This is a genomic window from Mesorhizobium sp. B4-1-3, from assembly GCF_006439355.1.
Lineage (GTDB): Bacteria > Pseudomonadota > Alphaproteobacteria > Rhizobiales > Rhizobiaceae > Mesorhizobium.
Map to the genome: position 1 here is coordinate 61,728 of NZ_VFTG01000016.1, position 20,732 is coordinate 82,459.

A 20,732-nucleotide genomic window follows, 5' to 3' on the forward strand; every position below is an offset into this window, starting at 1 on the left:
CGTCAATCGCCTCGACATCCCTGAAAGCCGATGTCGAGGCCGGCGGCGGGCTGATGCTTGCCGGCGGCTATATGGGATTCCAGGGAATGTTCGGCACCGCGCGTTTCCACGACACGCCCGTGGAGGATGTGCTGCCGGCAAGGCCTTTGAGGGTCTTGAGCCATCGAAGCCTAGGATCAAACACATCCGCGATGGCGTCCAAAAAAAGTCCTCGGGAGTGCAATTAATTCTCGTCAGGCACGACGAGTGCTTGAGGGTGGCGTTTTGGGGGGACTGGTGGCTAAGTAGAGGCGATTGAGCCAGCCTGAGCCACCGCTATGATGTGCGCCAGTGCTTTTTCGACCGCGGTGTTGTGGTAGCGCTCGGGAATCAGCCCCGACAGGGTCGCTCCCGGCGCCGGGCCGCCGCCGGTCGCATGCTCCAGCCAGCGCGCGACAAAATCGACTTGCAGCCGCTCCGCCATCAGCTCCGCCTTTTTGATCTGGGCGCGCAGCTGTTCTTTCGCATTGTCCGGAATATCCTCGCGTGCCGGCTTCAATGTGCGGCGAAGCGTGCGCAGGGGAAGCACCACGTCTTGACGCCAGCTTGACATTGCTGCCCGCAGCGCAGCGAACTCGTTGCTCGAGAGGGACTTGCCCAAAGCCACATCGGAGTAGACGAGCATCAGCATCTCCACCACGTCCAGCCCTGCCTCGTCCTGCAGAACGAGGCAGGCTTCGGAAACGCCCGCGCGTGCGTAGAGATCGAGCAGGAACGCCCATGCGGCGTCTCCAGGGGAAGAGTGTTCGTTCAGGTCAATCCTCCTCGTATTGGCTAGCCAGTTCGCCGATTGAGACGGGTTTCAGGGGCGGGCGAATCCGGTAATATCCCGTTGTGTCGGGGGTCTGGCGGGTTTCGCGCGCGACGATGGCGCTGACCGTCGGACCGCACATGCGGCCTTGGCAAGGACCCATGCCGCAACGCAGAAACGCCTTGGCCTGGTTCGGGCCAAGACAGCCCTGCCGCACGACGTCGCGAATGGTGCCGGCACGGATACCCTCGCAGCGGCATACGATCACCTCGTCGCTCGGAACGAGCACTTCCTCGCGCGGACGATAGAGCCGGTCAAGGAAAGGCCGGATCGTCAGGTGGGCGCGTAGGGCGCGCTGTGTGACGGCCTTTCGGCTCGCAAATTCGGTATCGGTAATCTTGTCGAGGCGCTTGAGGATCGCGAGCGCGCCCAACGCGCCGGTATGGGCGCTTGCCGCCGCGCCCACGATGCCGCCGCTGTCGCCGGCGATGAAGATCCCCGGAATGGAGCTTTCCCGCATCGGGTCGAGGACGGGGAGGAAGCACTGCTGCTCTTCGTCCCATCGATGCGCGCAGCCGATTGATCTGGCTATCTGCTGGCTTGGTATCACGCCCTCGTGCAGGGCAATCAGGTCGAGGTCGATGCGCAGGGTGCGTCTTCCGGCCCGGAAGCTGACGGCGACAGCGCGCTCCGCCCCCTCGATGCGCAGGTTGGAAACGCCGCGGTAGATGTTCACGCCGTGCCGGCGCAATGCGATGATCAGACCGACGCCCTTGCGAAGGTAACCTGGACCGTGGCCGCAAACGGCTTTCGGCAGATGCTGCAGGGCTGGGATGAGATTGGCGCGCTCGGCGGTGTCGAGAAGCACGAGGTCGGAAACACCGGCTTCAAGGCACTGGCCGGCGAACAAATAGAGGAGCGGACCGCAGCCGGCCAGGACGAGACGTCCGCAAGGGCGAAGTCCGGAATCCTTGAGCATGATCTGCAAGGCGCCGACCGTCATAACCCCGGGCAGTGTCCAGCCAGGCACCGGAACCGGCCGCTCCATCGCGCCCGAGGCAATGACGAGGGTCCTTGCCTGTTGCCGCTCGATCTTATCGTGGGCCTTCGTCCAAACCGTGCCGTCGGCGTCGATGCGCCAGGCGCTTGTGTTGAAGCGCAACTCCGCCGCGGTAGCCCGCATTCTGGCCGCCAGCGCGGCGCCGGCTGCATAGTCGGAACCGAGCACCGCCGAAAGGCTCGCGTTGTCGGCATTGCGTTCGACCGCGCGGTAGATTTGCCCGCCCGGCAGGGGTTGCTCATCGACGACGAGGGTGCGGGCACCACCTTCGGACAATGTCGCGGCCGCCGACATTCCGGCAGGTCCGGCTCCGATCACGATTGCATCCCACAGGCCCTTCATCCGACCATCCTCGCACCGTGCTGGCGCTTGACGATCATCCCCGGGCGGGCCTTTGTCAGGCAGGATTGCTGGTTCTGTTTGCCGTCAATTTCGACCAGGCACTCGAAGCACACGCCCATCATGCAATAGGGCGCGCGCGGGCTGTCGTCGACAGGGCTTTCTCTCAAGGGTGAGGCTCCGGCCGCCAGCAACGCCGCAGCGACACTGTCGCCCGACCGGAAAGGAACCGGAGAGCTCTCGAAATCTAGGACGTTGCCGCTTGCGGGCAATATAGCACTGCGTTCAACCCGGGTGAACATCGAACCTGCCGCTTGTAAAGCTCGAAAGATGTTCGGGGAGCCGGCCTTTCGCCAGCGACGGCCCGATTTCCAGCGCATGCACGCTGGCGAGGGTAACACCACTGTGGCAAGTGACGGCAAAGGCGCCGGGAAAACGAGCGGATTCCTCATAGATGGGACGACCGTCAGGCGTCATGACGCGTAACGAACCCCAACTGCGCACCACCGTGGCTTCAGCCAATGCGGGGAAGACGCGGGCTGCTGTCCTGCAAAGCGCGGCTGCGGTAGGCACGTCTGTCCCGTCGTCGAAACCGCGATCTTCATGGCTGCTCCCAAGCAGGACCGTGCCCTCGACCGATTGCCGGACGCAGTTCGTGGCATAGGGCAGGAATGGCTTGATCCGTTCGGTGACGACAATCTGTCCCCGTTCGGGCTTCACCGGCATTGAAAGCCCCACATGCCCGGCGAGGTCGGCCGCGCCGAGACCAGCGGCCAGGGCAATCCGCTTGCCGGTGACGCTGGCAGTGCGGCTGACTGCCTTGAACCCATCTCTTTCCGTGGCGATGTGCTCGACCCGGAACCCGGGACGGTAGTGGCCTCCGGCGTCCTGCAACCCTTGTTGCAGCGCGCGTAGCAGATACAGGGGATTGACATGACCATCGAGCGAGGAAAACGAGGCGCCAACCACGTCGTCGCCGATGCCGGGCAACAGAGACCGCAAGTCGGCGCGATCGAGGATGGAGATGTCGATTTCGCCGCCGTCGGCCCGCGTGCGGGCAATGACATCGCGGCGCTTGTCCAGTTCCGCTTCGCTGAAGCAGAATTGCAGCCCGCCAGGTTGCCGCCACCCGATGTCGAAGGAAACGGCGTTGCTCAACCTCGCGGCAAATCCCGGCCACATTCGGCCAGCGTGCAGCGACCATTGCATATAGGGCGGGGCGCCGACGCCTTTTCCCTGTAGCCAGACAAGGCCGAAATTGCCACGCGCGGCGCGATGGGCCTGGTCGCCTTCATCGAGCAGGACGACGTTGGCTCCTGCAATCTGCGCGCCCCATGCAAGGGCTGCCCCGACGAGGCCGCCACCCACGACGATCAGGTCGTACGCCTCCATCGCGGTGCCTTCAGGAGGTTTCCGGGTGGAAACCGCGAGGCTTCAAGCCTGCGTGAAGCCACTCGACGAGCGACACGACATCGTAGACAGGCACGCCGAAAGTCCTCTCGATTGCCCGCGAATAGGGAGGAAGATTGGCGCATTCGCTGACCAGGGCGCCTATCGACGGCGTTTCGGCGAGCATACGCTCCACAGTCTCCAGAGCGTCGCGTTCCTGTGCCGCGTAGGAGACCCGGGAGGCGTTGTTGCGCATATTGGCGCGGATCGGCCCGTCAAAGGCGAGTTCGCCGAGCGGAAGGCCGATAGGAGCACCGATGTTTATGAAATGCTCGTCCGTGATGGACTTGCGGTCCGAAACGATGACGCCGACAGTCTTGTCCGCCGGCAATGTCTGCAGCACGAGTGGAATCTGCATCAAACTGGATGAGGCAACCGGCACGCCGCTATAGGCGCGCAATTGCGGATGTACCATCGCAAGGAACCCGCAACTGGTGGCGATGCCGTCCACACCCAATTCGGTCAGCCGGTCGATCGCGTCGTAAATAGCCGGCAAGGCCTTTTCTGGGGCGCCCTGGATCACATCCTGCGGGCGCACGCCGGTGACAACATGATACTGCACTGGAAAACGCCAAGTCAGCGCATTGCCAACATCGCCCGGAAGGCGCTCGAAACCGGTGTCGAGCACGATAATGCCGATATGCGCGCCGTGGACTGGGCGGCGGCGGCGCGGGCGATCAGTGGTTTGCTCGACATTTACGACAGGTTGCATCGGTAAGGCCACCCGGTCAGGGGTCGTCGTCGGGCTTTGGACAGGCTTCGCGGTCAGCGCTCATTCCCTCCCATCGCGCCACCTTGCCGCTGTCGATGCCGAACAGGTCCAGCGCGCGGCCAACGCTGTGGTCCACCATCTCCTCAAGCGAACGCGGCCTGGCATAGAAGGCGGGAACGGGCGGCATGATGATCGTACCCATTTCGGCGAGCGCGGTCATTGTCCGAAGATGCCCGAGATGCAGAGGAGTCTCGCGCAGCATCAGAACGAGCTTACGGCGTTCCTTCAACACCACGTCCGCGGCTCGGCTCATCAGGCTGGAGGTGACGCCGGAGGCGATCTCGGACATCGTCCTGACGGAGCAGGGCGCAATCAGCATGCCGAGCGTCCGGAAGGACCCGCTGGAAATCGAGGCGCCGATGTTTTGAACATTGTGGTAGACGCTGGCCCGTTCGGCGATCTCGGCTGGACGCATGCCGAGTTCCTGGGAAAGCGTCAGATGCGCCGACCGCGTCACTATCAGATGGGTTTCGACGCCGGCGACCCTGAACTGGTCCAGCGCTCTGACACCATAGACAGCGCCTGAGGCGCCGCTGATGCCGACGATGATACGGGGAGGCTGTGGCTCGCCCGTGCCGCCGTGCCAGGATGAAGCAGATCCGCTCACGCGTTTTCGAACCAGTTCGCGAGATCGACCTTGTCGGCAAGCCGGATTTTCTTGCGTTCGAATTCGGCCTTGCGGTGGAACGGCTTGGTGGCGTCGACGAGCAGGCGCCCCCAATGATCCTTGGCTTCGTCGCGATAGAAGGAAGGCGTATCGGGAATGATGATCATGTCCTTGTCTGGGCGGCACCGGGTCAGGGTCGCCCACATCACGTCGTCCATGCTGTAGATGTCCACATCCTCGTCGACGACAGTGACCACCTTGGCCCAGATTGGCTCGGCGCCGATGGTGGCTAGCATCACCTGGCGGGCGTGGCCCTCGAACTGCTGGTCGACCTTGATCACGGCATGATTGACAAAAGGCTGGCAGGTGACATCGAGAATGCCGGGCAGCGCCGCGCTCAACCGCTGGAAGATGTTGGCGGACACCGACAGTTCCAGCGTCAGCACCTCTTCGGCCGAGCCGCACAGGATGCTGTGGAACATGGCGTCGCGCCGCACCGTCACCCCCAAAACCTCGAACACGGCATTCGGCCCCTCGGGGACATAATAACCCATGAATTCGCCGAACGGGCCTTCGGGCCGGCGTTCGTTCGGCAGGAAGCGGCCCTCGATGACGATTTCGGTGTCTGCCGGAACCTCAAGGTCGATATATTTGCACTTGCGCATGGCGATGGGGCTGCCCTTCAGCCGTGCCGCGACCTCGAGCTCGTCCACGTCATAAGGCAGCGGGGCCGCGGCGGTGAGGAAGGATGTCGCCGGCGCGCCGATCAACATTGCCGCCTCCAACGGCTTGCCCATTTTCTCGGCCTTCTCATGATAGATGGTGAGGTGATGGCGCGGCGCCAGGCGGCAGCGCAGTTCGCTGTCGCTCACATACATCGAGCGGTGATAGGACAGGTTGCCGATCCCCGTCTCGGGATCCTTGGCAATGAACATGGCCGAGGTGAAATAGGGCGCGGCGTCGCGATCAGAGTATGTGATGAGCGGCAGATCAGACAGCTTGCACTCGGTCAGTTCCGGGTCATCGACCTTGACGAAAGGTTCGCCGACGCTTGCCGAGCCGAGATTGGCAAGATTGCTCCATTGGCGACAGAAATCGGTGGAATCGATACCGATCACCTCCGCCAGGCGCTCGCGCGAGCCATAAACGTTGGTAACGACGGGAAAGCGCGTGCCCTTGACGTTGGTGAAAAGGATCGGCTTGCCCCAGCGCTTCTGGGCCACATGGGTGACGGCAGCCAGTTCATGGAACGGGTCGATCTCCTTGTCCACAACAAGCAGGTCGCCGCGTTCACGCAAGCGAGCAACATAGTCTCTCATCGGATTCTCCTGGATGCCGCGGGACTGCGCTGCTGCGTGGTGCCGCGGTTCGGTGTGGCTTCATGCGAACTGCGCAGCCGGTAACGGTCACCCGGATAGAGGAAGCGGCTGCGGGTCACGGGGACGCCTTCGCGCCACGTGCGGCGATCGAGCAGAAGGCAGGGCTGATTGCCGTCGATCTCAAGGGCGCGCCTGCTTTCTTCATCGACCCGGATCGCCCGGATCGTGTTGTCGACATAGGTGACTTCGGTTTCCCGCAGGAGGTAGGCGTGAGGCGTAATGCGGGTGAAGTCCTGCTTAAGATACTCGGGGGCTTCCTCCGGGTTGACGAAGCGATCCTCTATTTGGATGGGCGTTCCGTCCTCCTTGTGAAGCAGGCGTGAATGGCAGACCGGACCATCGTAGGGCAGGGGCAGCATGCCGGCGAACGGACTGTCGGGAGGTACATAACCGAGAAAGAGCACTTCGCTGGTATGCACGCCGCCACTGAGGGCGATTTCCTCCGAGACGTCGGGCAGATCAAATATGGCGCACTGCATCCGCGGGCCGACGACGAAAGTGCCGCGACCCTGGATGCGAACGAGCATGCCTTCCGACTGAAGCTCCCGCAGGGCCCGGCGCACGGTGAGGGAGGAGGCGCCGAATTCCTCGGCAAGAGATTCTTCGGAAGGCACCCGGAAATCGGCGGGCCATTCCTCTCCGCGTATGCGCTTTTCGATCGCCGTCTTGATCTGCTCGTAAAGGGGCTGCGAGTTTTGAAGTTCGTTCGCCATCCTCTCTCGCTCCCATTGTAATATCATATGTTAGGCGGATTGATACGCCGAGTTTGGCCAGATTGTCCAGCGTCATTTCAATCGAGATTCGTCGTGGCGGGCTGGAATCAGCGGCAAATCTGCGGGAAGTTTGCAAAGTCTGAGGCCGTTGGGGAACGATGTCGCTTCTCCCCAAGCTGCAAATCCTGCCCGCTTGACAATGGCTGCGAGTTACTTATCCTATCACATAATTAGAAATATAATATATGAATTTGAATAGCCTCTTGGCGCGGGAGGATGGGGAATGAGCAGCGGTATCGTTCGACATGGCGAGAACAATCGCATGAGCCTCGCCGTGGAGGCGGGCGGCTTGGTCTTTCTGGCCGGCCTTACAGCGGTCGAGACGCGCGGCGGTACTGTTGCCGCGCAGACAAAAGAGATACTTCAGAGGATCGATCATCACCTCGCCCAAGCAGGCACCAGCAAAGCGAATCTCGTCAGTGCGCAGATCTGGCTGGCCGACGCCGCTACGTTCAACGAGCTCAATACGGTATGGGAAGCTTGGGTCGCCGATGTGGGCAAGCCCGTTCGCGCCTGCGTGGAGTCACGCTTGGCGGACCCTGCTCTTACCGTGGAAATCATGGTCACGGCCTTGCGGTGAGCTGCGGCCATTATCGATAGATGAGATGTCTTTCGCGCGGCATGCTCCTGCAAAGGTCCTCGATGACGGGGCGCTCGAGCGATTCGACTTTCTCTGCAGAAGGCAGTGACGCGGCAGCCTGATGGAAGCGACATCCACACGCGACTGGGACGTGATCGTTGTCGGTGGAGGCATCGTCGGATGCTCCGCCGCGTATTATGCCGCCAAGAGTGGAATGCGCGTCCTGCTTGTGGAGCGGGATGCGCCTGGGTCGGCGCAATCCGGCCGCAACCTCGGCTTTGTCCGCCAGCAGAACCGCGATTTTCGAGAGCTTGCATTGATGATCGGCGCCCTGTCGATATGGAAAGGGCTCGAAGCGGAACTGGGGTGCCGGGTAGGGTGGCAGCAAGGCGGGAACCTGTCGTTGGCGTTCAGCGAGGCGGATCTTGTTTCCCGGCATGACTGGCAAAAGCGTGCGGCCGAAGAATTTGGCCTCGACACACGGATGCTGTCGGCAATGGAGACCCAAGCGCTGGTACCTCAGCTTGCAACCGATTGCGGCGTGGTCGGAGCGATGTACACACCCAGTGACGGGAAGGCCGAGCCTGCTCGAGCGACCCGCGCGTTTTTTGAAGCGGCGCTCAGAGCCGGAGCGGCATTCGCTTTCGGTGAGCCGGTCACGCGCATAGAAATCAGCGCTGGAAAAGTCTCCGGTGTCCAGATGCGCGATCGGCATTATCGCGCGGGTACGGTGGTCATCGCCGCAGGGGCCGGGAGTGCCGCCCTGTTGAGGAAGGCGGAATTGGATCTGCCTCAGGAGTTCATCCGGGCGACGGTCGCAAGAACAGCGGCAAGGCCAGAACCGCGCATAGCGGCCTGCGTCTCGGGTCAACATACCGGCATCCGGCAGGATCTAAATGGAGCCTATGTGATATCCGTCGCCGGAGGTGAATACGACCTGCGGCTCGATTCCTGGCGGCACATGCGGTGGTACGAGGCCACACGAAAATCCAATCCCGATGCGGCACGGATAGACTATCTCGCGCCGATCAAGCGGCTCTTTCCATCGCGAGGGCATTTGCCGGTCGCCGACTTTCCGCCCAGCCGCGACAACCCGCGTCCGGAATTCTTTCGCGTGGAGCAGGCAAACCGAGAGTTTTCCCGGCTCTTCAAGACGTTGGCCGATCTGCGGATCGAGACCTGCTGGGCGGGGATTATCGACACAATGCCGGATGTGATTCCTGTCCTGGGTCCCGTCGATGGGGTATCAGGCATGCTCGTTGGAACAGGGTTCAGCGGTCATGGCTTCGGACCGGGTCCGATGGCCGGAAAGGTTCTCTCGGATCTTGCCGCGGGCCGGCGCTCGCCCGTCGACATTTCGGCCTTGTCGCCAATGCGCTTCGTAAAAGGTTGTTCCTCGTCAAAGGCGACGAACGCTGGTGAATAGAGGGGTGGTGGGAACTCTCTTGCCACAATCTGTTACGCACTCGCGCCAACCCGGGTTCGATCTTGATCGCAGGCGCTTCAGCCGCTTCAAATGGCGGCGACTGCCAATCCAACAACCATGCCGGGCAGATCAGAAAACGCGGTCAACAGGGTGGCCATTCAATCGGGAAGCGGAGCGGGCCGCTTCCGAGATTATCCGTTAGACCAGGACTGCGGTGTCGGATCTGGACGCGGTGATCTCGATCTCGACCCGCGCGCCGGTAGCAGGAATCTGACAGATGAGAAAGGTGCTTGTGGGTCTGATGTCACCAAAGACCTCACCAAGAACCGGTACGACGGCCGAAGCCGCCTCGGCATCCGTAACGAAGACGCGGCTAACGACAGCATCGGCCAGGCTCGATCCCGCCTGGCGAAGAGTATCGTTGATCGACGACAAGGCATTGCGTGCCTGCTGGGCCGGGTCCTCGGGAAACTCGTTTGTCACCGGATCGCGTCCAGTCGTGCCCGAAACATAGATGGTCCTGCCATCGATGACGGCTTTCGCGTAACCGGCGATGGCTTCGGATGCGGCTCCGGAAAAGATTCGATTGCGCATGAAAATTCCTGCCTCTGGTTAAGCGATGTTGCCCATGGGAGGGGATGTGACTTTTGGGCGGCCGACCGGGCGCCCAAAGTCGGATCGGCCCTGCCGGCTGCGCCTAATCGCCCTCGCGCGATCGGTTCACCAAGCGCCGAAATTGGGCATCGAGGCCCAAGGCTCCGCCGGGGGCAGCGGCGCACCTTTCTGCATCAGCTCGATCGAAATGAGGTCGGGCGATCGGACAAACGCCATGCGACCGTCTCGCGGTGGCCGGCTCAGCGTAACGCCGCCCTTCACCAGCCGATTGCAGACCGCGTAGATATCGTCCACTTCCAGCCCCAAGTGCCCGAAGTTCCGGGCCGATCCATAGTCCTCGGAGTCCCAATTATAGGTGAGTTCGATCTGAGGCGCATTGCCTCCGAGGGCCTCGATATCGGCGGGGGCGCAGAGGAACACCAAAGTGTAGCGGCCTTTTTCGTTCTCCATGCGCTTTACTTCGACAAGCCCGAGCTTGTGCACGTAAAAGTCCAGAGCAGCATCCAGATCGCGCACCCGCACCATGCTGTGGTTGAACTTCATCATATCCTCCCTGATTGATCGGACGGCCACATTGCTACACGCGGGGGCCGCTAAGTTCCATATTAAAAGATTTATGTAATGCTATTTTTTTGAAGACACTGCGTAACCCGCTCGCTTCGATGGACACCCATGCTGCTCGTTTTCTACCATTTCCCAGCGTTCGCAAAGGCTTATCTGCGCCGAGCGCGTTCAGCGGAACGTCTCGGTCTGCCGCAGGCATAGGAGAACAGGAATCTGGCAGTGGCGGAAAGGCGCCATACGTCGATAAATTCAGGGATTCCTTGATTAAAGAGATATCTTAGTATAGCAGAAAAAATATTGTTTATGCGGAGGAACTGGGGTGTCGACTCTTGAGGTCGTTGGCCGGGTCATCATCGGCGGCTTTTTCCTGATTGCCGGCGTGCGGCACTTTGTGCATTTCAAGCAGCGGGTCACGGTTGTGAAAACCAGCTATGGCTGGCTTTTGCCGGCACCGATCATGGCTGCCGGGTTTGCGGCTCAGGCCGTGGCGGGCCTCGCGCTAATCGCCGGTTACTGGACGGTGCCGGCAGTCGTTGTGCTGATCGCCTTCCTCGTGGTGGCGACCCCGCTCTACCACAACATGTTCATGTATAGCGGGCCGGAACGCGACCGGCATTTTTACATGATCCTGGTCAATTTCTCGCTCGCGGCGGCGCTGCTGCTCATAGCGGCGGACGCGATCTAAGGGCGTGAAGCGGTTCGCGCGTGCCCCACCTTTTCGATTTGACGTTTTCATCCGGGTGCAGGTGTCGTCGGCTGACGCTACAATCTGCCGCCACGGCAAAATATAGGGAGGCAGGCCGATGGCGGAGGCTGATGAAGCGTACGACGTGCTCGTCGCGGGATCCGGCTCGGCCGGCTTGGCCGCGGCGCTTCGCACGTCCGCCGCGGGTCTATCCACCATCATTGTCGAACGTGCCGGTCTCATGGGCGGGACGACGGCGATTTCTGGAGCCGCTATCTGGGTTCCGGCGAACCACCACGCCGCCGCTGCCGGTTTGGCGGACGACCGGGAGCGTGCCCTCACTTACATCCGGGCCGTGGCTCCCGAGGGCTGGAGAGAGACCGAAGACGCGCTCTGGGGCAGCTTCGTGGATCAGGCGCCGAACATGCTGGCTTTCCTCGAAAAAGAGACCCCCCTGCGCTTCTCGTTGATCAAGGAGGCCGATCCCTATCTCGAAAAGCCGGGGGCTGTGCACATGGGGCGGATGCTTTCGCCCCGGATACTGAGAAGGAAGCTGGCCGGGCCGTATGCCCGGATCCTGCAGTCCCCAAGTCTCCCACATGTATTCACTTTCCAGGAGATGCTTGAACTCGACCCGTTCCACCATCCGGTCGAAGCCGCCTTCAAGAGGTGGCCGCAACTGTTCTGGCGCTGGCTGATCGGCGCCCGGGGGATGGGAACCGCTCTCGTTACGGGGCTGCTCAAAGGGTGCCTGGATCATGGCTGCCGGATCGTGCTGGAAACCCGCGCGGTCGCTCCTATTGTCGAGACGGGACGCGTTCGCGGGCTGGTGGTCGAGGCGGAGGGGCGGAAACGGAATATTGTTGCCCGCAAGGGGGTGGTCCTCGCCACCGGTGGATTTGAATGGGACGCTGAATGGCGGAAAAAGCATTTTCCCGGACATTGCGATTTCCTCGGGAGCCCGTCGAGGAATGATGGCGACTCCCACCGCATCGCTGTCGAGGCCGGTGCCGAACTCGCTCACATGGATCAGGCGAATATCACCGGAGGTCTACCGCTGGATGCGTCCCGTCGCCCATTCGGCATCAGCTCCTTCTTTCATCAGGAACCCAACGCGATTGTCGTGAACCGCCATGGCCGGCGTTTCGTCAACGAGTATCGCTTCAACCTCGGGGAAGTCATAGATGAGCGCGACCCTTCCACGGGTCAGCCGGTCCATCTGCCGGCATGGCTGATCAGCGATCAAGCCTTCCTTGTGAATTCGCCCATCGTGCGGCACTTTGCAGCGCGCAATCCGGGTTGGATAAGGCAGCGGCAAACAATCGCGGCGCTAGCGGAAGCGACCGCTCTGCCAGCCGAAGAACTCGCGCGGACAATCGAAGGTTTCAACGCGTCCTGTGCTTGCGGCCTGGACGAAGATTTTCACCGAGAGCGTGTGGCATCGCGAGCAGCGAAGACAGGCTCCGGGAGAGGTCGCCTGTCACCCATTCGAAAGGCACCCTTCATCGCAATTCCATTCAACCGAACCATCGTCTCGACCAAGGGCGGCCCCCGAACCGACGCTGGCGGCCGTGTGATCAGACCGGACGGAAGTTTGGTGGAAGGTCTCTACTGCGCTGGCGCAGCGATGGCCAATCCGTTCGGGACATGGGCGGTTGGAAGCGGAACGACGCTGGGACCCAACATGACATGGGGCTATATCTGCGCGAACTCCATCATCTCCGCGAACGACTGAGCCGTTCGAAAGGCGCCTGAACGGCGAGCATTCCATAGGACCCGGTGCTGCTAGATGCCGAAGGATACGTCGGCTAGCGCGACGATCCGCAGTGGCTCGCCAAGCCACTTGACGGCGATACCCGTCCTAAAGGAATGAAGCTTCGGCCATGCTGCTTCGACGAGGCCATCGTTGCGGATGACAGGCGCCACCTGGGCCGGCATGCGTCCCCCTCCCGTCCTCATCCTGGCTCGTGACCTCGACCGGAGCGGGAAGGGGCGCCAAAAGCGCCCGCGTATGCGCGGTTCAGATGATGCGCGAGAGAAATGCGCGTGTCCGCTCATGACAGGGGGCGCCAAAAATAAGCTTCGGTGGCCCTTCTTCAACGACCATCCCGCCGTCCATGAACACGACCTTGTCGGCCACCTCTTCGGCAAAACGCATCTCATGAGTGACAACGATCATCGTCATGCCGTCGGCGGCGAGCGAACGCATCACGTCCAGCACCTCGCCGACGAGTTCGGGATCGAGCGCGCTCGTCGGCTCGTCGAACAGCATGAGCTTGGGCTTCATCGCCAGGGCGCGGGCGATCGCCACCCTCTGCTGCTGCCCACCGGAAAGCTGATCGGGATATGCGTCGAGCCTGTCGCCCAGCCCGACCCGATCGAGGAGTGCAATCGCTTCGGAGGTGACCTCCTTGCGTGGGCGCTTTTGAACCAGGATTGGAGCCTCGATCACGTTCTGCAGCGCCGTCATATGGGCGAACAGATTGAAGCGCTGGAAAACCATGCCGATGTTGGACCTTCTGACGGAGATCTCCCTTTCCTTGAGCTCGTAAAGTCGATCTCCCCTACGGCAGTATCCCACAAGGTCGCCATCGACATACAGCGCGCCGGAATCGATCTTCTCTAGATGATTGATACACCGGAGCAAGGTCGACTTGCCTGAACCGGAAGGGCCGATCAGGCACACGACCTCTCCGAGTTCGACATCGAAATCAATTCCCTTGAGGACTTGGAGCGCGCCAAAGCTCTTGCCGACCTGAACGGCGGAAACCATGGGCATTGTCATTTCGGATTCCTTGTCGCTGAGCCACCGAACATCCTCCTCGACCAGGAAGTGGTCACCGTACGGTTCCCCCGGGCAAATCGTTTCTCTATCCGTCCCTGTATCGCGGTCATCACAGAAGTTATGGCCAGATACCAGGCGCAGGCGACGAGCAGCAGCGGGATGGTCTGGAAGGTACGGGAGGAGATCGTCTGAACCGAATAGAGAAGATCGGATAGCGCAATGACGCTCACCAGCGATGTCATCTTCAGCATGCCGATCGTCTCGTTACCGGTCGGCGGCACGATGACGCGTACTGCCTGTGGAAGGACGATCCGCCTCAGAATCTGTCCTGGCCTCATCCCCAGCGCTCGGGCAGCCTCCTGCTGACCTTGATCCACAGACATGATGCCGGCGCGCACGATCTCCGCCATATACGCGCCTTCGTTGAGGCCAAGGCCGAGCAGAGCGGCAGAATAGGGGGTAATCAGATCGTTGGCCGAACCTCTGAAGAAGGTTGGACCGAAGGGTATCCCGATGACGATTTCCGGTATTAGGAATGCCAGGTTGTACCAGAAAATGAGCTGCACAAGGATCGGCGTTCCCCGGAAAAACCAGAGGTAAAGTCCGGCGGGGATGTTGAGAAAAGGATTCTCCGAAATCCGCATGACCGCGAGAATGACGCTCAACACAATTCCAATGCCCATTGCGGCAACGGTCAGCCAAAGGGTCAATCCAAGTCCTTGCAGAACAACCGGCTCGAACAGGTTCGCGAAGACCACGTCCCACTCAAAGTTGGGGTTGGTGGCGATTCCATGAGCCAGCCATATCGCCGCCGCCGCCATGACGGCCGCGGCGATCCATCTGCCCGGCTTGCGGACGGGAACGACCGTCAGCTTGTGGTCGGAGGCAACATTGCGTTGCTCCCGCTTCGGGTTCGCGTGGTCGAGCGGCGTCTCAGGCACGACACCGTCGAGCTTTCGTGCTTGCATGACTTCCAACATTTCCTCCCATGCGCCGTCACCTTGCAAGAAGATTCGGCGCCGTCTTCATCGAAGTCCAGACGGTTGGCCTGGCCGGTTCTTTCCGGCTTCGATTCCCGATTGGGCGGGATCGGAGCCGGAAAGCTGCGGTGCCAAGGCAATGACGGAAGCTAATGCCTTGGCGACTTTCGGATATTAGTTGGCGGTCGAGCCCTGGGAGACCAGATTGATCCCGGGCGTCTTCAGCTTCAGAGCCGCGATGTCCCACTTGTCAAAGATGCGGTCATAGACGCCCTCGTCCATCAGCGCCTTCGTTCCGGCCAACAGCGCATCGGCCAGTTTCGTGTTGTCCTTCTTCACGATGAAGCCGTCGATCTGCTTTGGCATCACATCTAGCACGATAAGCTTCACCGGCTTGGACGACTGTTTCTTGATATAGGCGGCGGCGGAAGCATCATTGACCAGAAAATCGACGCGACCCGAAAGCAGAGCCAGGATCGTGGCGTCTGCCGACGCGAATTCGTTCGTGGTGATCGGCGGCTTGCCATTCTTTACGCACAGAGGCGAAAGCAACTCGGTGACGCTCTGGACAAACGTCGTGCCCTTCTGCTCGCCGCTCTTCAGGCCGCACAGGCTCAGCGGGTCCTTGGTTATCGGACTGTCCTCGCGCGTAAAAATGCCATTGATGGAAATCGACAGATCGACGAACGTCACCTGTTTTTCACGCTCGGCCGTGTCGGAGATGCACTCCATCGCGGTATCGTAGCGACCGCTCTGGACGCCGGGGATCAGGCCATCGAAGTTGATCGATTCCGCTTTGACCTTCACCCCGAGCTTCTTTGCAAGAGCATTCCAAAGGTCCGGCTCCCAGCCAACCATTGTGACATTGTCCTCCGCGAAGCTCTCGCACGGGGGATAATGCGCATCGGTCGCCAGCTTGATGATCCCGGAATCCTGGATGCTCTTGGGCAGCATCGCGTGCAGGGCCGGATCGGTCTTGACCGAAGCGGTAATCGCATCATCGGCAAGCGCGTTTGTCGGCCTGCCGAGTACGAGAGTGGCCATGGCCAGGAGGCCGATCGAAGCTGCAAATATCACTTTCTTCATTTTACTTCCCCTTTGCTGGTGTGGTTGGGAGGGTTTGACACCCTTGTGTTGGTCACCCCTTCTGCCGAGGGTGCTTTGCCAGCCGGCAGCCGGTTCAGCGAACCGGCCAATTTGCTCGCGTCGGAGCAGATGGCTCAGGCGCTTGCCGATCGTCGTTTTCTTAAGTCTGTCAGCGAATAGCGCGTGTGGATCGCTTCGGGATCGAGTGCGAGTTCGATCAGCGAGGGCTTGCCGGAGCCAATCGCGCGTTCGAACGCCGAAGCGAATTCTTCGGTCTCGCGCACACGCTCGGCATGGGCGCCGTAGGCTTTGGCAAGCATGCAAAAGTCGGGATTGACCAGGCTGGTCCCGTTGATGCGGCCATCGAGCTTGTTTTCCTCGTGGATACGGATCGTGCCGTACATGTTGTTGTTGAAAAGCAGGATGATGACGTTGGCGCCGTGTTGGACGGCGGTCGCAAGCTCTTCTCCGCACATCTGGTAACAGCCGTCGCCGACGAAATTGACCACGATCCGCTCCGGGTAAAGCAGCTTCGCCGAGATGGCGGCCGGAAGGCTATAGCCCATCGAGCCGCTGATCGGACCAAGCTGCGTGTGCAGCTTGTAATGAGCGAAATATCTCTGGCTCCAGGTCGCGTAGGCGCCCACGCCGTTCGTCACGATGGCATCATCGGGCAGTCGGCCCCGAAGCCATTTCATCACATTCGGCAAGTCGATCGGGCCCGGACACGGCCCCGGCGTCGTTTCCGTCTCGAAGGTCTTGCGTAGCCGGCGGACCCATTCCGTTCTCGCGGCACGGTCGACCGGAAGCAGCCCGGCGAGCGCGGCGGCGAACGCGTCGTTGTCGGCAAGGATCGCGAGATCCACCTGAAAGACTCGGTTCAATTCATCGAGGCTGCTCGTGACATGGACGAACTTCTGTCTGGGCACGGGAATATCGAAGAGTGTGAAGCCCTCCATGTATCCCGCCCCGATCGTGTTCACGTCGCTGAGCGCGTCGTTGATCATGATGACGAGGTCGGTGTCCCTGATGTGCGAAAGAAGAGCCGGGTTGGCGCCGATGCCGATCTCTCCGGCGTAGCATTCCAGCCGGTGGTCGATGATGTCCCGCCGGCGGAACGTCGTGACGACCGGTACATGGCAATTGCCGGCAAAGCGCTGGATGTCGTCGCGCGCCTGCTCGGTCCAGCCGGAGCCGCCGACGATCATGATCGCGCGCTCCGCCTCAGACAGCATGTCGCGGACATTCTCGATGTCGGCTGGGGCGGGTATCCCGACGGAGGCTCGCGTACAAGGCTTTCCCGGCGCGACGGCGCATTCCTCCTCGAGGACGTCTTCCGGCACCACCAGGACGACCGGGCCCATCCGGCCGGTCATGGCCGTGTGATAGGCGCGCTGGATGAATTCCGGAATGCGTTTCGGGTCATCTATCTGCGCGACCCATTTCGTCATGGGCGCGAACATCGTGCGGAAATCGTAGGACATGAACGCTTCGCGCTCCATCAATCCCCGCTTCACCTGGCCTACGATCAGGATCATCGGCGAAGAATCCTGATAGGCCGTGTGCACGCCGTTCACGGCATTGGTGGCGCCCGGACTACGCGTGACGAAGGCGATGCCGGGCCGTCCGGTCAGCTTGCCGTGTGCCTCGGCCATCTGGGCCGCGCCGTTTTCATGGCGGCAGGTGATCGTGCGGATTTCCGGATGGCGGCGCGCCAGCGCATCCAGCACGGAAAGAAAGCTCTCGCCGGGGACGTGGTAGACGAGTCCGACCCCGTTGAGCCTGAGTTCGTCAGCGAGGATTTCGCTGCCTTTCCGCTTCATCATCTTTGCACTCACTTCCTAGCCCGAGTCCGGTCTGTCCGGTGTCCTTCAGCCGATGACAAAGGGGTTCTCGACTTCCTTCGCCGTCGACAGCCACACCGCCTTGGTCTGGAGGTATTCGCGAATGCCTTCCACGCCGTTTTCGCGCCCCAGGCCGCTCTTCTTGTAGCCGCCGAACGGCGTCGTGTAGGAGATGTCGCGATAGGTGTTGATCCAGACGCTGCCCGCATCGAGTTGTTCGGACATGCGCAGCGCACGCTTCATGTCCGAGGTCCAGACGCCGGCCGCCAGGCCGAACTCGCTATCGTTGGCGATCGCTACCGCCTCTTCCTGGTCGTCGAACACGATCGTCGAAAGAACCGGACCGAAGACTTCCTCGCGGGCGATCCGCATGTCGTTCTTGACGCCGGTGAATATGGTCGGTTCGATGAAGAAGCCTGCTTCGCACTCGGCAAGCTCGGGCCGCTTGCCCCCCAGGACGAGGCTTGCGCCCTCCTGCCTGGCAATATCGATGTAACCCAGCACCCTGTCGTATTGCATCGCGTTGGCAATGGGGCCGATCTGGGTATCTGCCCTCCGCGGATCGCCGACCCGTGCGGCGCTGCTAAAGGCGGAAAGCTTCTCGACAAACTGGTCGTGAATGCGTCTTTGCACGAGCAAACGCGAACCGGCGATGCAGGTCTGTCCTGTCGCTCCAAAGATGCCGCCGACGACGCCGCGCACGGCATTATCGAGGTCTGCATCGTCGAACACGATGTTTGGCGATTTGCCGCCCAGCTCGAGGCTCACGCGCTTCACGTCTCGCGCCGCAAGCGAATACAGATGCGCTCCGGTTGCCGTCGAGCCCGTGAAGCCCACGTGCCGCGTCAACGGGTGCGTAACCAGCGGCTCACCAATTTCCTTGCCGAATCCGGTCACCACATTGATCACGCCAGGCGGGAAGCCGGCCAGTTCGACCAACTCCATCAGCTTCAGCGCAGTGGCGGAGGTGTGTTCCGCCGGCTTCATGACAATGGTGTTCCCCGCCGCGAGGGCGGGCGCCGCCTTGAGTGAGAAAAGCAGCAACGGAGCGTTCCATGGAACGATGCCGACGCACACTCCCAAAGGCTCCGGACGGGAATAGCTCAGCGCCGGCTTGTCACAGGGATGGACGACGCCTTCGATTTTGTCGGCGAGACCCGCATAGTAATAGTACCATTTGGGGATGTAGCGGATCTGATGCCGCATTTCCGCGAGCAGGCGGCCATTGTCGCGCACCTCGATCTCGGCGAGAGCGTCGGCGTGCTCCTCGATGAGGCTGCCAAGCCGATGAATGAGCCTTCCACGCTCGGAAGGATGCATGGATCTCCAGGGGCCTTCCTTGAAAGCGTGGTCCGCGGCGCGAATGGCCCGATCGGCGTCGGCGGAATTTCCCCTTGGCACCAGCGCCCATGCCTTGGCCGTAAAGGGATCTACCGTCTCGAAGTATTCCCCTGATACCGGCTCTACCCACTCGCCGCCGATATACATCTTCATTTTGCCGAGCTCGCCCGCCATCCCGTTCTCCTGCTTTTCCTGATCCGGCGCCTCACGCATCGGGGTGAGGGTCGTTTAGTCATCTTTTCTATGCGAAAGTGATATTATTTTATTGAGAAAATACTGATGCTTTCCGCTTGTCAAGGGCAAGAAACAAGGGAAAAGGCGCTGCAGAACGGGCGATTGGGGGGCGCAAAGTGATATTGGTGATTTCAACCCGAAGTTCTGAGCAACAACGCTCCCGCCGCAGCGCCTCGAATCAAGCCTGCGGTCGAGCCAAACTCGTTCGAGTTGACGTGGAGCGCGACGAGATTGGATACTCGATTCGCTTCGGGCAGCGCGCCGAGCTTCCCGGAAGCTTTTTCGAACGTTCTGGATCGCACCCCGGCCGGATTTGCGGGTGCTTATGGATCAGATGGGAGCCTAGATCCGGTTTCGGATAGTTTGAGCGCACCGACTTCAGGCAGGTGTGCTTTCTTGACAGGGCGTCGGCGCAACCCCAACCGGTCCGGATGTTGGATGGCGGCTTAACGCCTGAGCCTTGCTAAGGATATTGGCGTGCTCTCCTGGGGTCAGACAAATCGCCGGCCACCGCTGGAGATTAAGGTGCGCTTACGCCTTGGTTGGGTGAACAATCACGAACCAACCCTTGTTTCGAAAATCATTGTGGGGGACGGTCGCCGGACCCTCCTTGGCGCGAGAGGCTATATGGGAAGGGCAGGAGGCTAAAGGGTCGACGGCTTCTCCGCAGCCGAACCAAACGCGCCGTCGGGCTGCAGCGCAGTGCGGGCAATCTTCCAGGCGGATTCGACATGCCTACGCGCGGCGGCCTCGGCCTCGTCCGGCTTGCGCGCCCTTATCGCATCCATGATCTCGTTCATTTCGGCGATCGCCGGCTCGCGCCGGTTGGCCGAGGCGATCGTCATCGATCGCAGCTGATTGATGCGTACGTTGAGCCCGCTCACGATCTCCCACGCGACGCGTTTGTCGGCCGACTCGAATAGCGCCTCATAGAACGTGGTCGTCGCTCGCATTACCTCGGCTGGCACGCCCGAAGCCCATGCATCGAGCAGCTTTGCCAAGGCCGCGTCGAGCAAGGCGATCTGATCGTCGGTAGCCGAGGCGGCGCAGGCCTTCGCCGCTATGCCTTCCAGCAACGCGCGCAACTCGTAGATCTCGTCGGTCCGGCCGAGATCGGGCTTGGCCACCGCCGGCCCGTGCCCGGGTATCATCTGCACCAGGCCTTCGGCCTCCAACTGCCGCAACACCTCGCGCACCACCGAGCGGCTGACCCCAAGCTGGTCACAAAGGGGCCGCTCGACCAGCCTTTCGCCGGGTTGGAAATGGAAATCCATGATCGCATCGCGCATGCGCTCCAGCGCCAGCGTCCTCAACGTCTTGGCGGAGCGGTCGATGCGAAGCGTGTCAGCCATTTTCTCAAATCCCTATCGTCGACACAAAAACAGATTCCGTGACCAATTGACAAGACATGTGGCACGCCGTA

The 20,732-nt window shown here is 61.2% G+C and carries 21 protein-coding genes; 4 read left to right on the plus strand and 17 right to left on the minus strand.

Annotated features, from left to right (window positions below):
• Positions 1-280 precede the first annotated feature (280 nt).
• From FJW06_RS19715 to FJW06_RS19750, 8 genes are read right to left on the minus strand one after another with little or no spacing between them, the layout of a single operon-like run.
• Complete coding sequence (locus tag FJW06_RS19715) at positions 281-799, minus strand: TIGR02444 family protein (RefSeq protein WP_140753878.1); 519 nt, start codon at positions 797-799, stop codon at positions 281-283.
• The gene (locus FJW06_RS19720; RefSeq protein WP_140753879.1) at positions 795-2,192 is read right to left on the minus strand and encodes an FAD/NAD(P)-binding oxidoreductase; all 1,398 of its coding nucleotides are present in this window, start codon (positions 2,190-2,192) and stop codon (positions 795-797) included. Before FJW06_RS19720 ends, FJW06_RS19715 begins: the two co-directional genes overlap by 5 nt.
• Positions 2,189-2,491 (minus strand): (2Fe-2S)-binding protein, encoded by a 303-nt coding sequence (locus FJW06_RS19725; RefSeq protein ID WP_140753880.1) that lies wholly within the window; start codon positions 2,489-2,491, stop codon positions 2,189-2,191. Before FJW06_RS19725 ends, FJW06_RS19720 begins: the two co-directional genes overlap by 4 nt.
• Positions 2,475-3,581 carry an FAD-dependent oxidoreductase gene (locus tag FJW06_RS19730; protein WP_140753881.1) on the minus strand — a complete coding sequence of 369 codons (1,107 nt, stop codon included), beginning with the start codon at positions 3,579-3,581 and terminating at the stop codon, positions 2,475-2,477. The genes FJW06_RS19725 and FJW06_RS19730 overlap by 17 nt, the downstream gene beginning before the upstream one ends.
• A gap of 10 nt (positions 3,582-3,591) precedes the next feature.
• Positions 3,592-4,350 (minus strand): aspartate/glutamate racemase family protein, encoded by a 759-nt coding sequence (locus tag FJW06_RS19735; RefSeq protein ID WP_140753882.1) that lies wholly within the window; start codon positions 4,348-4,350, stop codon positions 3,592-3,594.
• A 16-nt stretch (positions 4,351-4,366) separates the two neighbouring features.
• The gene (locus FJW06_RS19740; protein ID WP_140753883.1) at positions 4,367-5,017 is read right to left on the minus strand and encodes a UbiX family flavin prenyltransferase; all 651 of its coding nucleotides are present in this window, start codon (positions 5,015-5,017) and stop codon (positions 4,367-4,369) included.
• The gene (locus FJW06_RS19745) at positions 5,014-6,336 is read right to left on the minus strand and encodes a UbiD family decarboxylase (RefSeq protein WP_140753884.1); all 1,323 of its coding nucleotides are present in this window, start codon (positions 6,334-6,336) and stop codon (positions 5,014-5,016) included. Before FJW06_RS19745 ends, FJW06_RS19740 begins: the two co-directional genes overlap by 4 nt.
• The gene (locus FJW06_RS19750; protein ID WP_140753885.1) at positions 6,333-7,109 is read right to left on the minus strand and encodes a UTRA domain-containing protein; all 777 of its coding nucleotides are present in this window, start codon (positions 7,107-7,109) and stop codon (positions 6,333-6,335) included. Before FJW06_RS19750 ends, FJW06_RS19745 begins: the two co-directional genes overlap by 4 nt.
• A gap of 283 nt (positions 7,110-7,392) precedes the next feature.
• Between FJW06_RS19750 and FJW06_RS19755 the strand changes: the two genes are divergently transcribed.
• Both FJW06_RS19755 and FJW06_RS19760 read left to right on the plus strand, forming a co-directional pair.
• Entirely contained in the window at positions 7,393-7,749 is a 357-nt protein-coding gene (locus FJW06_RS19755) for a RidA family protein (RefSeq protein WP_246674711.1), read from the plus strand.
• Between the two features lie 121 nt (positions 7,750-7,870).
• On the plus strand, positions 7,871-9,175 hold the full coding sequence (locus tag FJW06_RS19760) for an FAD-binding oxidoreductase (RefSeq protein ID WP_140753886.1): 1,305 nt from the start codon (positions 7,871-7,873) through the stop codon (positions 9,173-9,175).
• A 198-nt stretch (positions 9,176-9,373) separates the two neighbouring features.
• Here FJW06_RS19760 and FJW06_RS19765 read toward each other — a convergent pair whose 3' ends face one another.
• Both FJW06_RS19765 and FJW06_RS19770 read right to left on the minus strand, forming a co-directional pair.
• Positions 9,374-9,769, minus strand: coding sequence for a Rid family hydrolase (locus FJW06_RS19765; RefSeq protein ID WP_140753887.1), 396 nt, complete (start codon positions 9,767-9,769; stop codon positions 9,374-9,376).
• Between the two features lie 126 nt (positions 9,770-9,895).
• Positions 9,896-10,333 carry a VOC family protein gene (locus FJW06_RS19770; RefSeq protein ID WP_140753931.1) on the minus strand — a complete coding sequence of 146 codons (438 nt, stop codon included), beginning with the start codon at positions 10,331-10,333 and terminating at the stop codon, positions 9,896-9,898.
• 340 nt (positions 10,334-10,673) lie between these two features.
• On the opposite strand from FJW06_RS19770, the gene FJW06_RS19775 reads away from it, so the two are divergent.
• Together FJW06_RS19775 and FJW06_RS19780 are read left to right on the plus strand one after the other, a co-directional pair.
• The gene (locus tag FJW06_RS19775) at positions 10,674-11,039 is read left to right on the plus strand and encodes a DoxX family membrane protein (protein ID WP_140753888.1); all 366 of its coding nucleotides are present in this window, start codon (positions 10,674-10,676) and stop codon (positions 11,037-11,039) included.
• Between the two features lie 118 nt (positions 11,040-11,157).
• On the plus strand, positions 11,158-12,774 hold the full coding sequence (locus FJW06_RS19780; protein WP_140753889.1) for an FAD-dependent oxidoreductase: 1,617 nt from the start codon (positions 11,158-11,160) through the stop codon (positions 12,772-12,774).
• Between the two features lie 50 nt (positions 12,775-12,824).
• Here FJW06_RS19780 and FJW06_RS30220 read toward each other — a convergent pair whose 3' ends face one another.
• The 7 genes from FJW06_RS30220 to FJW06_RS19810 form a co-directional block, all read right to left on the minus strand.
• Complete coding sequence (locus FJW06_RS30220) at positions 12,825-12,977, minus strand: hypothetical protein (RefSeq protein ID WP_181178448.1); 153 nt, start codon at positions 12,975-12,977, stop codon at positions 12,825-12,827.
• A gap of 82 nt (positions 12,978-13,059) precedes the next feature.
• Positions 13,060-13,824, minus strand: coding sequence for an amino acid ABC transporter ATP-binding protein (locus FJW06_RS19785; protein ID WP_140753890.1), 765 nt, complete (start codon positions 13,822-13,824; stop codon positions 13,060-13,062).
• Positions 13,821-14,804, minus strand: coding sequence for an amino acid ABC transporter permease (locus tag FJW06_RS19790; protein ID WP_246674713.1), 984 nt, complete (start codon positions 14,802-14,804; stop codon positions 13,821-13,823). Before FJW06_RS19790 ends, FJW06_RS19785 begins: the two co-directional genes overlap by 4 nt.
• Before the next feature lie 174 nt (positions 14,805-14,978).
• On the minus strand, positions 14,979-15,890 hold the full coding sequence (locus FJW06_RS19795; RefSeq protein ID WP_140753891.1) for an ABC transporter substrate-binding protein: 912 nt from the start codon (positions 15,888-15,890) through the stop codon (positions 14,979-14,981).
• 134 nt (positions 15,891-16,024) lie between these two features.
• Complete coding sequence (locus FJW06_RS19800; RefSeq protein ID WP_246674715.1) at positions 16,025-17,716, minus strand: thiamine pyrophosphate-binding protein; 1,692 nt, start codon at positions 17,714-17,716, stop codon at positions 16,025-16,027.
• Positions 17,717-17,761: 45 nt separating this feature from the next.
• The gene (locus FJW06_RS19805) at positions 17,762-19,249 is read right to left on the minus strand and encodes an aldehyde dehydrogenase (protein WP_140753892.1); all 1,488 of its coding nucleotides are present in this window, start codon (positions 19,247-19,249) and stop codon (positions 17,762-17,764) included.
• Positions 19,250-19,953: 704 nt separating this feature from the next.
• Positions 19,954-20,661 (minus strand): GntR family transcriptional regulator, encoded by a 708-nt coding sequence (locus FJW06_RS19810; protein ID WP_140753893.1) that lies wholly within the window; start codon positions 20,659-20,661, stop codon positions 19,954-19,956.
• Between the last annotated feature and the right edge of the window lie 71 nt (positions 20,662-20,732).

Bases quoted from the DNA above. Each gene is read 5' to 3' on its own strand.
- FJW06_RS19720 (WP_140753879.1), bottom strand. From the start codon at position 2,192: ATGAAGGGCCTGTGGGATGCAATCGTGATCGGAGCCGGACCTGCCGGA.
- FJW06_RS19725 (WP_140753880.1), bottom strand. From the start codon at position 2,491: ATGTTCACCCGGGTTGAACGCAGTGCTATATTGCCCGCAAGCGGCAAC.
- FJW06_RS19730 (WP_140753881.1), bottom strand. From the start codon at position 3,581: ATGGAGGCGTACGACCTGATCGTCGTGGGTGGCGGCCTCGTCGGGGCA.
- FJW06_RS19735 (WP_140753882.1), bottom strand. From the start codon at position 4,350: ATGCAACCTGTCGTAAATGTCGAGCAAACCACTGATCGCCCGCGCCGC.
- FJW06_RS19745 (WP_140753884.1), bottom strand. From the start codon at position 6,336: ATGAGAGACTATGTTGCTCGCTTGCGTGAACGCGGCGACCTGCTTGTT.
- FJW06_RS19750 (WP_140753885.1), bottom strand. From the start codon at position 7,109: ATGGCGAACGAACTTCAAAACTCGCAGCCCCTTTACGAGCAGATCAAG.
- FJW06_RS19755 (WP_246674711.1), top strand. From the start codon at position 7,393: ATGAGCAGCGGTATCGTTCGACATGGCGAGAACAATCGCATGAGCCTC.
- FJW06_RS19760 (WP_140753886.1), top strand. From the start codon at position 7,871: ATGGAAGCGACATCCACACGCGACTGGGACGTGATCGTTGTCGGTGGA.
- FJW06_RS19765 (WP_140753887.1), bottom strand. From the start codon at position 9,769: ATGCGCAATCGAATCTTTTCCGGAGCCGCATCCGAAGCCATCGCCGGT.
- FJW06_RS19770 (WP_140753931.1), bottom strand. From the start codon at position 10,333: ATGAAGTTCAACCACAGCATGGTGCGGGTGCGCGATCTGGATGCTGCT.
- FJW06_RS19780 (WP_140753889.1), top strand. From the start codon at position 11,158: ATGGCGGAGGCTGATGAAGCGTACGACGTGCTCGTCGCGGGATCCGGC.
- FJW06_RS30220 (WP_181178448.1), bottom strand. From the start codon at position 12,977: ATGCCGGCCCAGGTGGCGCCTGTCATCCGCAACGATGGCCTCGTCGAA.
- FJW06_RS19785 (WP_140753890.1), bottom strand. From the start codon at position 13,824: ATGACAATGCCCATGGTTTCCGCCGTTCAGGTCGGCAAGAGCTTTGGC.
- FJW06_RS19790 (WP_246674713.1), bottom strand. From the start codon at position 14,804: ATGTTGGAAGTCATGCAAGCACGAAAGCTCGACGGTGTCGTGCCTGAG.
- FJW06_RS19795 (WP_140753891.1), bottom strand. From the start codon at position 15,890: ATGAAGAAAGTGATATTTGCAGCTTCGATCGGCCTCCTGGCCATGGCC.
- FJW06_RS19800 (WP_246674715.1), bottom strand. From the start codon at position 17,716: ATGATGAAGCGGAAAGGCAGCGAAATCCTCGCTGACGAACTCAGGCTC.
- FJW06_RS19805 (WP_140753892.1), bottom strand. From the start codon at position 19,249: ATGGCGGGCGAGCTCGGCAAAATGAAGATGTATATCGGCGGCGAGTGG.
- FJW06_RS19810 (WP_140753893.1), bottom strand. From the start codon at position 20,661: ATGGCTGACACGCTTCGCATCGACCGCTCCGCCAAGACGTTGAGGACG.